Below are 13,888 nucleotides of genomic sequence, written 5' to 3'. Positions count from 1 at the left end.
GCGCAACGGTACGGGCGGATGACGATGTGAGACGCCGTTCGGGAACTACCACTACGTACCAGGAACGGCGTGCTGAACGGAGGTGTGTCATGCAGGCAATGGTCCGGTTCGGTTCGAGGGGTTCCGCTCGACCCGTTCGGTAGTATCTCCGCTAGTTGACTTGATCGCTGGCGACGTAGGGGGTGTATGGACGAAAACGAGACGTTCGACCCCGAAACGCAGGACGCCCGCGAAGTGGCTGCGAAAGCGGGACAGGAGCCGACGGACTTCCTCTCCCTGCTTCCTCACTACTACCGAGGAGAGGTGGGTCAGATGTCGACGGCGATCAGCCGCCTCGATCTCACGATCGATTGGGCCATCGGCGTCATCGCCGCCGTGCTCGCGCTCTCGTTCGCCTCGGTCGATAGCCCGCCGTACTTCCTGTTGATCGGTATGCTCGCGTTGACGATCTTCCTCGTGTTCGACGTCAGACGGTATCGATCGTTCGACGCGACGCGGTCTCGAGTGCGTATGATCGAGGAGAACGTGTTCGCCAACGCGTTCAATCCCGAAGGCTCGGTTCACCGGGAGTGGCGAAGCGAACTCGCCGACGACCTCCGAAAGCCGACCCTGAAGGTCTCGGTTCGGGAGGCGATCACCCGACGGCTGCGACGGGTCTATCTGCCGCTGCTAAGCGTCCTGCTCGTGACGTGGCTGTTTCGAATCAGCCTCTTCGTTCCGGGCGAACGGTGGTTCGAGACCGCGGCCGTACCGGGAGTTCCGGGCGCCGTCGTCGTCGTTATCGTCCTCTCGTACTACCTCGTCTCCCTCGCAGTGACCCTCTGGCCGACCTCACGGCAGGCCAAAGGGGAGTATCATGCCGTGGAGCCCGGGGAGTGGAAACGAGACGAATGAGCGTCTCGAGACGCCGCTCGAACGGCCCTCGTTCGGCTCTACACCGAACGTTCTAGTCGCATCCATCGGGTCGAGAAGAGCGTGGATCCTCGGTGCCGAAGACGTCCTCGGCGTTCGGTACGACGTGGCGGACGGCACCCGTAGCCGATGGAACTCACGGTGACCCATACGCGTCCGCGAACGCCGGTCGATTCGCTCGCTACCGGACGAACTCGACACGTCCGTCTCTGCGGCGGGTAGCTAAAAAAATCGCTCCGTCGTGTTCGGCTTACTCCTCCATCGAGAAGACGAGCAGCCGGTCGTCGCGCTCGCCGCGGCGCAGCCAGCCGCTGCCGCCGACCTGGATCGCGAGATACTGCTTCTCGGTGCCGGGGTCGTACCAGCTCACCGGGTCGCCGGAGATCGGCGCGTCGCCCGCGTCGAACTCCCAGAGGCGCTCGCCCGACTCGCCGTCGTAGCCCACGAGGTTGCCGTTCTGCGTGCCCGCGAACATCAGTCCCGTCTTGGTCGCCATCGTGCCGCCCCAGAGATAGACGTCGCTGTCGATCCAGTCCTGCCAGGCGGTCTCACCCGTCAGCGGATCGAACGCCGTGATGACGCTGATGTGGCCGTTGTAGTCGTCGGGGACCGCCTCGGTCTCGTCCTCGAGGATGCCGCCCCAGTACTTCTTGCCTGCTTCGAACTCCTCGAAGCGCCACCACGCCTCCTGGAAGGAGTTGTGGAGCTTGTGGTAGGTGATGCCGAGCTCGGGGTTGTAGCAGCCGGGCTGCCAGTCGTTGCCGCCCATGCCGCCGGGCATGAACGGAACGCGTCGCCCCTCGTCGATGTGGGGGATCATCCGGAACATGTTGAGCTGCTGGGCGCCCGGTTCGCTCCGGACGAGCAGTTCGCCGGTCTCGGCGTCCATCGTGTAGAGCCACGCCGTCTTGCCGACCGAGACGACGACGTCGCGGGTCTTGCCCCGGACCTCGACGTCGCGGATCAGGATGCGGGGCATCGCCGAGTCGTAGTCCCAGATGTCGTGGGCGGACTCCTGGTGGAACCACAGCTCCTCACCCGTCTCGAGGTCGAGACAGAGCGTCCCGGCGCTGTTGCGGTTCGGGCCCGGACGCACCGAGCCGTCGAAGTCCGGCCCGGGGTTGCCGATCGGCATGTAGATCCGCCCGTTCTCGTGGTCGATCGTCGCGGTCATCCAGTTGGTACAGGAGGACTGCTCGATGCTGTCGCCGACCCACTCGGTCTCCGGCGAGACGTTGATCGACCAGACCTCGTCGCCGCTCTCGGTGTCGATGGCGGTGTGGAAGCCCCGGACCCCGTACTCGCCACCGGCGCTTCCCGTGTAGAGCGTCCCGTCGTAGATCATCGGCGCCCACGTCGCGGAGTAGCCACGCTCGTGGTCGGCGGTGCCGTGGTACCACTCCTCCTCGCCGGTGTAGCGATCCAGCGCGACGACGCCCGAGTCGAGCGTCGTCATGAACACCTTATCGCCGAAGACGCCGGGGCCGCGGTTGTTGTCGTCACAGCAGAGTACCACGTCGTTGGGCACCGCGTACGTGTAGCTCCAGAGGACGTCGCCCTCACGGGGGTCGATCGCCTTGATGTGGTTCGGGCCGTTCGACTGGTACATGATCGGCGGGTCTCCCGGCACGATCAGCGGGGTCCCCTCCATGCTCGAGCCGGCGCCGACCGACATGTCGTGTTCGAGTTCGAGGTCCGAGACGTTGTCCTTCGTGATGACCTCACACGTCGTGTAGCGGTGGTGTTCGTAGCCACCGCCGTAGAGCAGCCAGCTCTCGGGGTTCTCCGCGGTCTCGTTCAGCATCTCCTGGGTGACGTCCACCTCGGGGATGCGGTCGATGTCGTGCTGGTGAGTGACCGACTTCTCGGGCGCGCCGAGAACTCGGTAGCCGTTGTCCGTCTCCCGTACAACCGTATCCTGTGCCGCTTTCACGGCTCTGTCGTCGTCTATTGACATGATGTGTTACCTCAGTGTGCTCGGCGATCGCATCTCCTCGGTGATCCAGAAGACGTCCTTCACGATCTCCTCCTGGTTGGTGATCATGATCGCGGCGCCGGCGGTCAGTGCCGCGGTCAGTTGGGCGTCCGTGAGTGATCCGTCGGTCGCGATGTCCCGAGCGGCCTGCACCATCAGATACAGCCCGCCGAGCATCGCCTTCACGTCCCAGTAGCCGTCATCGAGGATCTCGTCGGTGATCAGGATCCGCTTCTGCCAGAGGTGGACGTCCAGGTTCTTGACCCACAGCAGCACCCCGCCCATCGCACGCTGGTGCAGCGGCGGGACGAACTCGGTGTTGAATTCGACGCCGTCGGGAATCTCCTTGGTGGGCGTCCACCGCGAGAGCCGCGTGTTGTTGTTCACCACGTTCATCACCAACACCGTCTGTTCGTGGTCGTCGAACCCGCAGTCGTCGAGCGCCGCGGTCAGCGGCTCGGCCTGGACGAGTTCGTGGGCGGTGTGTTCGACGTGCTCGGGCGTGAACGCCGGCAGGTTCGCCTCCACGCTCTCGAAGAACCCCACCTCCTCGAGGTGGTCGTAGACCCGCCAGCCGGGCTCGACGAGCTCCCGATAGAGCTCCTCGGGCTCGCCGTCTCCCTCGGGGATCCCCGCCTCCCGTACCTCCGAGAGGCGATCGATCTGAGCAGCGAGGTTCGCCAGCTCCTCCTCGAGGAGGTCGCCGTCGAGTCTCGCCGTGAGATCGCTCCGGATCGCCTCCCCCATCGAGGCGAACTCCGGATCCGTCTCGGCGTCGATCGTCCTCCGGAGCTCATCGAGCGTCAGCCGGTCCCCGGTCGACGGCTCGCTGATCCCCAGGTTCTCCGCCAGCCTGGCGTGATCCTCGGCCGTCGTCTGTGGCCTGGTTGCGTTTGACATGGACCGTTGGGGCCAACGAATTCAACCCTATTAATCCTTCATTGTTTATATCGTATGCTTACCCATTGATTAAATATGGTTTTGAATAGTAACTATACCGTCACGTTCCGGCAGAGGAGCCCACGAACCGGCAGCAGTCGCCCGATACGAGGGCTGCGGTTCCCAACGGATCGACGTCCGAACGGCGAGCACGGAGGTGTCGACGATCGGATGTGAACGGTTCCTCGATCGAGCGGAATGCCCGAATCGAGGCGTGTTTTTATGTGGGTCGGTTGCCGAGTGACAACCACCAGCACATGAATCCGATCGCTAACACGGCGGTGAGGCTCCGGCGACCGGAATACACGGGTGAGAACCGATGTGGTCCGTGTACGTTGTTGAACCTCCTCATCGCCGCATCGCTCGCGCTCGCCCTCGCCACCGTCTCCGTCGCGTTCGCGGCGCTGTCGTTCGCCCTCGCCGTACTCGCCATCTACCTCCGGGGGTACCTCGTTCCCGGGACGCCGACGATCACGAGGCGCTACTTCCCCGAACCCCTGCTCCGGTTGTTCGGCAAGTCGTCGTACACCTCCGGCGTCACGGTCCCGGAGAACGGCGACGTGAACGGGGCGCTTGCGGCCGCCGCGATCGTCGTCCCCGGCCCGGACGACGCCTACCGGCTGGCGCCGGAGTTCCGCGAGAAGTGGAACGAACGGATCCGAAGCGTTCGGAACCGGGATCCCTCCAGGGAGGACGTCGCGACGCTGTTCGACGCCGATAGTCTGGATCGACACGGCGAGACGTCGTTCGTGCTCGACTCCTCCAAATCCCTCCGGTGGGACTCGAAGGGCGCGCTCGTCGCGGACGTCGCCGCGGGCGAACTGCTTCGGTCTGCGTTCGACGACTGGGAGTCGATCGACGCGACGACGCGAGAGGACGTACTCCGGAGGCTTCGCCTCCTGCTCGATCGGTGTCCGCGCTGTGACGGTTCGATCGAGACCGCCCGTCACCACGTCGACCCGTGCTGTCAACGGTCGTACACCGCCGTGGAGTCCTTCTGCCGGGACTGCGACGAACTGCTCACGGCGATGGACGTACCGGACACGCGCGCGGAACCGTGGGAGGAACTGGGCGTTCTCGAGAAGGGGACGTGATGGCGCCGAACGGACCGGCGTCGCGCCGAAGAGCGGTTCCGTCGTCTCATCCATGAGGGCCACGGTCAAACCGGCGTCCGTGGAGGCCGACGACGGCGTGGTGGCGCTCGACCGCGGAACGCTGGCGGAACTGGGGCTCGAGAACGGCGGGTTCGTCCGCATCGACGACGGGGACGGCCCTGGGACGGTAGCGCGGGCCACGGCCGACCCCGTCGACATCACGGACGGCGGCGGACCGGTCGTCCGGATCGGCGAGCGGCTGCGTCGCGAGGCCGGCGTCGACGTCGGGGATCGGGTGGCCGTCGAACCGGCGGAGGCGAGGGCGGCCGAACGGATCACGATCGCTCTGCCGTCGGATCTCGACCCCCGGCCGGAGGTCGGTCTCTCGGTGCGGGAGGGGCTCGTCGATCGGGTCGTGACGAGCGGGCGGACGGTCTCCGTTCGCCCCGGCTACGGCTCCGTCTCGAGACGATCGCAGTGGCGTCTCCCGGTCGAAATCGTGGAGACGGAGCCGGACGGGCTGGTCGTCGTCGAGGACTGGACCGACATCGTAGTCTCGGAGTCACCCGCGGAGGGGCTCTCGGCCGACGACGCGCCCGATCCGCGGACGTCGGCCGTCACCTACGAGGACGTCGGCGGTCTCGACGACGAACTCGAGCGACTGCGGGAGCTGATCGAACTGCCGATGCGCCACGCCGGGCTGTTCGAGCGCCTGGGCGTCGAACCTCCGCGGGGAGTGTTGCTGCACGGCCCGTCCGGGACCGGCAAGACGCTGCTCGCGAGGGCCGTCGCCGGCGAACTCGACGTTCGCGTCGAGACGCTGTCGGGTCCCGAGATCGTCTCGAGGAGCTACGGCGAGGAGGATCCGCTCGGAGCCGCGTTCGAGGCGGTCCGGGGCGAGGAGCCGGCGCTCGTCCTCCTCGACGAGATCGACGCGATCGCGTCCGATCGCGAGGGCGCCGGCGAGCCGGAACGGCGGATCACCGCCCGGCTGCTCTCGCTCATGGACGAGACGCGCGAACGGATCACCGTGCTCGGTACGACCAACCGGGTGGACGATCTCGATCCCGCACTCAGGCGCCCGGGACGGTTCGACCGGGAGATCGAGATCGGCGTCCCGAACGCCGAGGAGCGCCGGGAGATCCTCGGGCTCCACACGCGCGGAACGACGCTAGCCGAGGAGGTCGATCTCGACCGCTACGCCGACCACACCCACGGCTTCGTCGGCGCGGACCTGGAGGATCTCGTGCGCGAGGCCGCGATGCACGCGGCGAGACGGGTCCGTCCGGCGTTCGAGTCCGACGAGGACGCCGAGGCGAGCGCCGTCGAACCGATCCGCCTGACCGTCGACGACTTCGAGGCGGCGCTTCGGGGGACGGAGCCGTCGGCGCTCCGGGAGCTGTTCGTCGACGTCCCCGACGTCTCGTGGGACGACGTCGGCGGGTTCGAGGACGTCAAGGAACGGCTCAGGGAGACCGTCCAGTGGCCTCTGGAGCATGCGGACGCCTTCGAGCGGGTCGACCTCCGACCCGCGAAGGGTGTGTTGCTCTACGGCCCGCCGGGCACGGGCAAGACCCTGCTCGCGAAGGCCGTCGCCAACGAGGCCGAGTCGAACTTCATCTCGATCAAGGGCCCCGAACTGTTCGATAAGTTCGTCGGCGAATCGGAGAAGGGGGTCCGCGAGGTGTTCAGCAAGGCTCGCGAGAACGCCCCGACGGTGATCTTCTTCGACGAGATCGATGCGCTCGCGGGCGAACGCGGCCGTGAGGAGGGCGGCGCGAACGTCGGCGAGCGCGTCGTCTCCCAGCTGTTGACCGAGCTCGACGGGCTCGAGGCGCTCGAGGACGTCGTCGTGATCGCGACGACCAACCGGCCGGATCTGATCGACTCCGCGCTCCTGCGTCCGGGTCGCCTCGACCGACACGTCCCCATCACCGTCCCCGACGCCGACGCCCGCCGCGAGATCCTCCGGATCCACACGCGTGAGAAGCCGCTCGCCGACGAGGTCTCGATCGAGACGCTCGTCGAGCGGACCGACGGCTTCGTCGGAGCCGACCTCGAGGCGCTCTGCCGAGAGGCGGCGGCCGCGGCGGTCAGGGGGTACGTCCGGACGACGAGGGAGGGTCCGACCGGTGTCGACGTCGGATCGATCGAGCTGACGGGCGACCACTTCGAACGCGCATTCGAGGAGATCGAGCTGAGCCGAACCAACCGCGATCGCCTCGACTGATCCGGGTTCGACACCCTCCATCGCCGTGACTCGAACGCGTCCGATCGTGTTCGAGGACTATCTGGCGGTGTCGTGAAGGAGCTCTCCCTGTCGGAGCGCCGTCTCGATTCGTTCCCAGGTCTCGGCACGCTGCCAGCCCCAGCCGTGGTCACGGACGGCGTCGGCCGTGGCGAACTCCTCGACCGCCCGTTCGAACGTTCGACGTACCTCCTCCGGCGTCTCGTCGCTCCCCGCCGCGATCGCTCGAACGGCGTCGTCGGGCCGATAGCACGCGTCCGCCCAGCCGTGTATCGTCCGCTCGAGAAGTCGCCCGAGCAACGCGGTTCGATCGAACAGCGTCTCCTCGTGGACGACCAGCGTCGGCCCGTAGATGGGGAAGTGATCGGCGACCAGGATCGAGTCCACCGTCGATCCCTCGAGTTCCAGCCGTCGTGGATCCGAGAACGAGCCCGTGACGACGTCCACCGTCCCGGAGCGAAGCGCCTTGCGCTCCTCGCCGCCCGTGTCGACGAACTCGATCGTCTCGGCGATGGCCGTCTGCGAGACGAACAGCCGACAGAGCACGTCCGTCTCGGATCCCGCCGGCGTCCCGATCCGACGGCCGCGAAGCTGGTCGACGCTCGACAGCGGCTCGCCGAACGCCTCTCGGGTGGTGTAGAGGGCGGTCATCGCCCGCTGGTAGAGGACCGCGATCGGAACGACTGGCTTGTCGGCCGCCCGCGCGCGGACGACGGTCGCGGCGCCGACGACGCCGGCGTCGACGTCGTCGGAGAGAACGGCATCGAGCGCCCGGCGCGATCCGCGATAGTGTGCCAACTCCATGGAAAGCCTCTCCCACCGATCGCCCTCGAGGTCGGCCGCGGCGTGGAACGGAACGTGGAGGCCGTTCGGTCGCCAGTTGAGCCCGACCGTGGCGGCGGACCCGTCGGGGTCGCCGGTCGGATCCAGTTCTCCGGTGCCGTCCGCGAGGAGGGTCGACGCCCGTTCCAGGAGCTCCTCGGCGTGTCGTTCGTAGACGCGTTCGACGGTCGCCTCCGGTCCGTCGGGGACGTGCCACGCCTTCGGCGGCCGTCCACGGCCGCCACCTCGGGCCGTCGTCGTCGAGACGAGCGAGCGCCCCTCGAGCCGCGAGAGCGCGTCGGCGACGGCCGTGCGGTTCGTCTCCGTCCCGATCCGCACGGCGAGCTGCGTCGCCGGCGCGTTCGTGATCTCCTCCCGTTCGCGACGCAGAATCAGGTAGGCGAGGACGCGAGCCGCCGTCTCGCCGAGCCCCACCGCCAGTCGCTCGACGAGCTCCCGGTCGTCGTCGTCGAGGACCCAGAACTCGCGCGTGTGCATTGCTACCGTCTCGTTTTCCGGTCCGGATAAACGTATGCACGGATCGACCGGCGTCCGGTTCGACGGTCGCCGAGCGACCGAACCGCCGATCGCGGGACGGCGTGTACGGATGAGCGGTCCCTCCCGCATCATCATTCGTGCACATGTTTTAACTCGGGCCCCCTCGAATGAGATGAGGATGCTCGTACATCTCTATCAGTACAAACACGAGGAGGTCCAGTTCGACGACAACAGAACGACCGGCGAGTCCCAGACGGAGGACACCGTCGACAAGGACTCCGAGGAGTACTTCGGGGAGAACATCGATCAGTTCGACGCCGACACCTGGGAGACCGTCGAGCACGAGGGCGATCCGATCCAGCGCCGGAGCGTGACGCTCAGCGGAGTCACGGCGGTGTCGGTACCACAGGATCTCCACGACGAGGAGGACGAAGACGAGGACGAGAGCGATCCCGATCTTCCGGGGAAGTCGATCCAACTACGCCTGGGCGGCGGACTGGAGTTCCTCGACAACGCCGTGTTCGTCGAGGCTCAGGACGAGGAGCCCGCGGACGAGGAGCCCGAGGGCAAGACGTCGCCCTCGGTGTCCGAGGACTCGTAGCAACCCGACTGCGACCACCGGAGAGCGACGGACGAACCCGCGGTCTCCGGACGACCCGTCACGTTCGAAGCCGCTTTAGGCTGCGGGCAGCTATCGCGTCCAATGAGCCAGCCGAGCCCCGAGGTCTACGAACAGGGTCGCGGGATGGACGCGCACAACGAGGTGATGCGCTCGATTCGTGCGCAGAAGGACCGAACGTACGACCCTCACGAGCCGACGCGGGTCTGGATCGACGAGGACAACACGCCCGACGGCGTCCGCCAGTCGCTGACGATCATCCTCAACACCGGCGGCTGTCGGTGGGCGCGCGCCGGCGGCTGTACGATGTGTGGCTACGTCGCCGAATCGGTCGAGGGCGGCAGCGTGAGCCACGAGGCGCTGATGGACCAGATCGAGGTCTGTCTCGACCACGAACGCGAGGAAGCCGACGAGGAGAGCCCGCTGATCAAGATCTACACGTCGGGGAGCTTCCTCGACGAGCGGGAGGTCGGGGCGAGTTCGAGAGAAGCGATCGCGGAGACGTTCGGCGACCGAGAGCGCATCGTCGTCGAGAGCCTGCCGGACTTCGTCGAGCGCGGGAAGCTCGCGGACTTCACCGATCAGGGGCTCGCGACTGACGTCGCGGTCGGCCTCGAGACCGCGACCGACCGGGTGCGCCACGACTGCGTGAACAAGTACTTCGACTTCGAGGAGTTCGTCGCCGCCAGCGAGGCCGCGGCGGACGCCGGCGCGGGGATCAAGGCGTATCTGCTCTGTAAGCCGCCGTTCCTGGCCGAACCCGAGGCCGTCGAGGACATGAAGCGCTCGATCCGCCGATGTGCGGAACACGCCCATACGGTCTCGATGAACCCCACGAACGTTCAGCGCTACACGATGGTCGACGAACTCCACTTCCGGGGCGGCTACCGGCCGCCGTGGCTCTGGTCGGTGGCGGAGATCCTCGAGTCGACCGCGGACGTCGACGCGATCGTCGTGAGCGATCCGGTCGGCCACGGCTCTGAACGGGGCCCGCACAACTGCGGAGAGTGCGACGACCGCGTCCAGCGCGCGATCAAGGACTTCGACCTCAGACAGGACCCCTCGGTGTTCGAACAGGTATCCTGTGAGTGTGAGGCGACGTGGGAGGCGGTGATGGCCCGGGAGACGAGCTTCAACATGCCGCTCGATCGGTGACGTTAATGGCGTGCTAAGCGCCCACACGGCTGTGATTAAGAAAGTAGGTGGCGGCCCAATGCGGGACACCGTCGATCAGACGGTACCCACCATGTCAGAAGGACCGATCGACGAGGCGGTCGTTCACGGCGACGGCTGGTTCGTCATCAGGAACACCGAGAACCCCGAACAGTGGCTCGCCATCGACGAGTCGGTCGACGTCCGGCGGTAGGGCGCGACCGTCCTCAGGCGAACCCGGCGAGGATCCCCTGGCCGTCCGTGCCGCCGAGCTCCGGAAGCGCCGCCCGTTCCGGATGCGGCATCAACACCGCCACGTTTCGTCGCTCGCCGAGGACGCCGGCGACGTTGGCCGCGGATCCGTTGGGGTTCGACGCGTCGGTCACGCGTCCCTCGGCGTCGCAGTAGCGAAACAGCACCCGTCCGTCGGCCTCGAGCGCCGACAGGCGGTCGTCGCTCATCTCGAAGCGGCCCTCGCCGTGGGCGATCGGCAGTTCGATCACCTCCCCTTCCTCGTAGGCGTCCGTCCACGGCGTCGCGGCGTTCTCGACGCGCAGGTGGACGCGTTCACATTGGAAGCGAGCGCTCTCGTTGGTCGTGAACGCCCCCGGCGCCAACCCGCCCTCGGAGCCGATCTGTGCGCCGTTGCAGACCCCGAGAACCGGAACCCCCCTTTCGGCGGCCGCTCGGATCTCCCGGACGATCGGCGACCGGGCGGCCATCGCGCCCGCCCGGAGGTAGTCGCCGTAGGAGAAGCCGCCGGGCAGCAGGACGCCCGTCGTCCCCTCCGGGAGGCCGTCCTCGTGCCAGACGATCTCGCTCTCGACGTCGATCTCGTCGAACGCGCGCTTCGCGTCCCGGTCGCAGTTGCTCCCGCCGAAACGAACGATGACGACCGTCATTCTCGGCGCTCGACCTCGACGGCGTAGTCGTGGATCGTCGGGTTCGCCAGCAGACGGTCGGCCATCTCGCTCGCGCGCCGTTTCGCGGCCTCCGGCGAGTCGGCGTCGAGGTCGATCTCGAAGCGGTCGGCCGCCCGGAGGTCCTCGAGTTCGAACTCGAGGCGTTCGAGCGCCCGCCTCGTCGTCTCGGCCTCCGGGTCGAGCACGCCCGCCTTCAGCCGGACCGTGACGATCGCGGTGTATCCGGTCATCGGTCGAATTGGGCGACCGTGCCCAAAAGCTCTTTCCACTCTCGATGGTGATACACGAACGTGTATCGTCCGCGGTCGGGCGTTCGCGCCGGCGCGCAGGGACATCCTTTTGTTCGCGCCCGGCACCAGCTACGGACGATGGATGGCGCTGTGAGGCCGATACGGTGAGCCGGCTGACGGAGATCACCGTCGTCGGCCAGGACAAGACCGGGCTGATCGCCCGGGTCACGACGCTGCTGTTCGAGCGGAACGTCAACATCGAGGACCTCGATCAGGCGGTCCGCGACGGCCTGTTCAGGATGACGATGCACGTCGACGCGACGGAGATGAGCGTCACCGAGGACGACCTGCGGGCCGCGCTCGCGGAGCTCGGCGAGGAGCTCGGCGTCGACGTTCAGGTCCGCTTCCCCGCCGACCGCGAGACGCAGGCCATCGCCGTGCTGGTCACGAAGGAGTCACACTGTCTCGAGGCGCTGTTCGAGGCGTGGGCGAACGGCGAACTCGGCGCGGACATCTCGGTCGTGATCGGCAACCACGACGACCTGCGTCCGCTCGCGGAGCACTACGGCGTGCCGTTTCACGACGTCGGCGACGGAAAGGGCGTGACGGACGAGGCGGAGCTGCTCGCGTTGCTCTCGGAGTACGACGCCGACCTCATCGTGCTCGCGCGCTATATGCGCATCCTCGGGCCGAACGTCGTCTTCCGGTACGAGGACCGGATCATCAACGTCCATCCGAGCCTGCTGCCGGCGTTCCCGGGGGCGGAGGCCTACCGCCAGGCCGTCGAGGAGGGGGTCCGGATCGCCGGCGCCAGCGCCCACTACGTCACGACCGATCTGGATCAGGGACCGATCATCACTCAGCGGGCGTTCAACGTGCCGAGTGACGCCGACGTCGAGGAGGTCAAGCGACGCGGCCAACCCCTCGAGGCGGAGGCGCTGCTGGAGGCGGTTCGGATCCATCTGGACACGGCTGCAGCGGTCCACCGCGGCCGCGTCGAGGTCCGCGGCGAGGGCGACTACCGGCTCGGCATGGATCCCGCCATCGACGCGATCAACCCGGACCGTCCGATCGACGGTATCGGACGGGCGTCGAGCGACGGAGCCGATTAGTCGAGCCGCCTGACCCGTTCGACGACGCCCTCGAGCGGCGGCGCGGCGAACCAGTCCTCGCCGGTGTAGGCGTTGGTCCCGGCGGCGTACAGCTCCGAGGCGAGATCGACCACCTCCGCCGGGAGCGGTTCCGGCTCCCTCGTACAGAGCGGGCGCCAGTCCGCGACGTCGCGGTGTTCGGCCTCGGACTTCGCCTCCCGGACGGCGGCGACCCACTCGGACTGGGTACGTTTGTGGTACTGGCGGAGGACCTCCTTCGAGACCTCCTGGCCCCCGTAGGAGAAGCGGTTCTCGTCGAACGTGCCGACGACGTCCGCGACGCGGATCTCGCCGTCGAAGTAGAGACACTCGATCTTGCCGTCCTCGTGGACGAACCCGCTCGACTCGGCCTGCTCGGTGACGACGCGGTTGACCTTCCGGGCGAGCGACTCGAGGTCCGCGAGATCGGCACGGCCGGCGATCCGGTCTGCCTCCTCGCGATCGAGATACCGGTCCGATTCCTCGTACTTCGTCGAGAACTCGACGATCGGCTCCTCGAGGTCGACGGCCTCGTCGGGCCACGCCTCGAGAGCGAGGCCGTGGTCGGCGGGGTCGGTCCGTCGACGCAGGCTCGAGCCCTCGGGCACGCGGTTTCGAAAGACGATCTCCAGGGGGATCAGGTAGTTCCCTCCACCGACCTCGTGGTAGGCGTCGTAGTCGTACTCGCGGCCGTCGTGGGGGAGGTCCGGCACCCGCGTGAGGTCGATAGCCATCGCCGTCGGCGGGGTTGAACGCCCCGCCAACGGGCCGTGTTCGTCGCCCTCTCCCACCCCGCGGTAGTGGGTCGGGACCCCCGCCCCCTCCAGGCGCTCGAAGTTGAACGCGCCCATCGTACAGAGGCTCGCTCCCTTCCGTGGCACCTCGTCGGGCATCGGCCCCCAGTCGAAGACGGAGTAGGCGTCGGTGAAGACGAACGCACCCCGTCCCAGCGCGTCGGCGGTCGGCTCGCGGTCGATTCGGAACCGTTTAACGCTCGTCATCGTCCCTCCCGCGGTTCATGCGGGTCGTCGTTCGGGCCGCGTCATGAAGGTTTCCCGTTCGCGTCACGGGCCGCCCGCCCTCCTGTAAGCACGTGTATAATAATGACCGTTTGATACGAACGACGAGTATGGGTACCGTACCGTGTCCCGACTGCGTCGTCGAGGGAATCGAGATGCCGCTGATGATCGACGGCGAGTGTCTCCGCTCCGCCCACGACTCCGTCTCCGAGGCCGACCCGCCGTCACCCGCGATGCGCTGGTGGATCGACACCGGCCCTCTCGACCCGTTGACTTCCGCCTTCGCGCCCGATCGACGGTAGGTGAGGGTCGGTTACACGTTCGCGG

The 13,888-nt window shown here is 67.3% G+C and carries 14 protein-coding genes; 8 read left to right on the top strand and 6 right to left on the bottom strand.

Translation table 11 applies throughout. From position 1 onward, the window contains the following. The first annotated feature begins 186 nt into the window (after window positions 1-186). Window positions 187-894, top strand: a complete 708-nt coding sequence (locus tag V0Z78_RS05075; RefSeq protein ID WP_336343541.1) for a DUF2270 domain-containing protein — start codon at window positions 187-189, stop codon at window positions 892-894. 268 nt (window positions 895-1,162) lie between these two features. Here the strand turns inward: V0Z78_RS05075 and V0Z78_RS05070 are convergent, their stop codons facing one another. Together V0Z78_RS05070 and V0Z78_RS05065 are read right to left on the bottom strand one after the other, a co-directional pair. After that, the gene (locus V0Z78_RS05070) at window positions 1,163-2,869 is read right to left on the bottom strand and encodes a pyrroloquinoline quinone-dependent dehydrogenase (protein WP_409338674.1); all 1,707 of its coding nucleotides are present in this window, start codon (window positions 2,867-2,869) and stop codon (window positions 1,163-1,165) included. Window positions 2,870-2,875: 6 nt separating this feature from the next. Further along, entirely contained in the window at window positions 2,876-3,787 is a 912-nt protein-coding gene (locus tag V0Z78_RS05065) for a hypothetical protein (RefSeq protein ID WP_336343539.1), read from the bottom strand. 377 nt (window positions 3,788-4,164) lie between these two features. On the opposite strand from V0Z78_RS05065, the gene V0Z78_RS05060 reads away from it, so the two are divergent. Together V0Z78_RS05060 and V0Z78_RS05055 are read left to right on the top strand one after the other, a co-directional pair. Next, window positions 4,165-4,920 (top strand): hypothetical protein, encoded by a 756-nt coding sequence (locus tag V0Z78_RS05060; protein ID WP_336343538.1) that lies wholly within the window; start codon window positions 4,165-4,167, stop codon window positions 4,918-4,920. 52 nt (window positions 4,921-4,972) lie between these two features. After that, the gene (locus V0Z78_RS05055; RefSeq protein ID WP_336343537.1) at window positions 4,973-7,150 is read left to right on the top strand and encodes an AAA family ATPase; all 2,178 of its coding nucleotides are present in this window, start codon (window positions 4,973-4,975) and stop codon (window positions 7,148-7,150) included. Between the two features lie 57 nt (window positions 7,151-7,207). Here the strand turns inward: V0Z78_RS05055 and V0Z78_RS05050 are convergent, their stop codons facing one another. Then, window positions 7,208-8,488 (bottom strand): ABC transporter substrate-binding protein, encoded by a 1,281-nt coding sequence (locus V0Z78_RS05050; RefSeq protein WP_336343536.1) that lies wholly within the window; start codon window positions 8,486-8,488, stop codon window positions 7,208-7,210. 178 nt (window positions 8,489-8,666) lie between these two features. Here V0Z78_RS05050 and V0Z78_RS05045 point away from each other — a divergent pair, with 178 nt between their 5' ends. The 3 genes from V0Z78_RS05045 (at window position 8,667) to V0Z78_RS05035 (ending at window position 10,473) form a co-directional block, all read left to right on the top strand. Beyond that, entirely contained in the window at window positions 8,667-9,089 is a 423-nt protein-coding gene (locus V0Z78_RS05045) for a hypothetical protein (protein ID WP_336343535.1), read from the top strand. Between the two features lie 102 nt (window positions 9,090-9,191). Next, entirely contained in the window at window positions 9,192-10,262 is a 1,071-nt protein-coding gene (locus V0Z78_RS05040) for an archaeosine biosynthesis radical SAM protein RaSEA (protein ID WP_336343534.1), read from the top strand. A gap of 58 nt (window positions 10,263-10,320) precedes the next feature. After that, the gene (locus tag V0Z78_RS05035) at window positions 10,321-10,473 is read left to right on the top strand and encodes a hypothetical protein (protein ID WP_336343533.1); all 153 of its coding nucleotides are present in this window, start codon (window positions 10,321-10,323) and stop codon (window positions 10,471-10,473) included. A gap of 13 nt (window positions 10,474-10,486) precedes the next feature. Here the strand turns inward: V0Z78_RS05035 and purQ are convergent, their stop codons facing one another. Together purQ and purS are read right to left on the bottom strand one after the other, a co-directional pair. Further along, window positions 10,487-11,161 carry a phosphoribosylformylglycinamidine synthase I gene (gene purQ / locus V0Z78_RS05030; protein WP_336343532.1) on the bottom strand — a complete coding sequence of 225 codons (675 nt, stop codon included), beginning with the start codon at window positions 11,159-11,161 and terminating at the stop codon, window positions 10,487-10,489. Beyond that, entirely contained in the window at window positions 11,158-11,412 is a 255-nt protein-coding gene (gene purS / locus V0Z78_RS05025; RefSeq protein WP_336343531.1) for a phosphoribosylformylglycinamidine synthase subunit PurS, read from the bottom strand. The genes purQ and purS overlap by 4 nt, the downstream gene beginning before the upstream one ends. A gap of 164 nt (window positions 11,413-11,576) precedes the next feature. On the opposite strand from purS, the gene V0Z78_RS05020 reads away from it, so the two are divergent. Beyond that, window positions 11,577-12,524 (top strand): formyltetrahydrofolate deformylase, encoded by a 948-nt coding sequence (locus V0Z78_RS05020; RefSeq protein ID WP_336343530.1) that lies wholly within the window; start codon window positions 11,577-11,579, stop codon window positions 12,522-12,524. On the opposite strand, the gene V0Z78_RS05015 is transcribed toward V0Z78_RS05020, so the two are convergent. Next, window positions 12,521-13,543: a phosphoribosylaminoimidazolesuccinocarboxamide synthase gene (locus V0Z78_RS05015; protein ID WP_336343529.1), complete on the bottom strand. Its 1,023-nt coding sequence runs from the start codon at window positions 13,541-13,543 to the stop codon at window positions 12,521-12,523. The two genes, V0Z78_RS05020 and V0Z78_RS05015, sit on opposite strands and share 4 nt — an antisense overlap. Window positions 13,544-13,671: 128 nt before the next feature. On the opposite strand from V0Z78_RS05015, the gene V0Z78_RS05010 reads away from it, so the two are divergent. Further along, complete coding sequence (locus V0Z78_RS05010; RefSeq protein ID WP_336343528.1) at window positions 13,672-13,863, top strand: hypothetical protein; 192 nt, start codon at window positions 13,672-13,674, stop codon at window positions 13,861-13,863. The last annotated feature ends 25 nt before the right edge of the window (window positions 13,864-13,888 follow it).

The sequence above is a fragment of the Halalkalicoccus sp. CG83 genome, assembly GCF_037081715.1.
GTDB classification, from domain to species: domain Archaea; phylum Halobacteriota; class Halobacteria; order Halobacteriales; family Halalkalicoccaceae; genus Halalkalicoccus; species Halalkalicoccus ordinarius.
The sequence above is the reverse complement of the archived record's forward strand: the minus strand, read 5'-3'. Positions and strand labels throughout refer to the sequence as shown.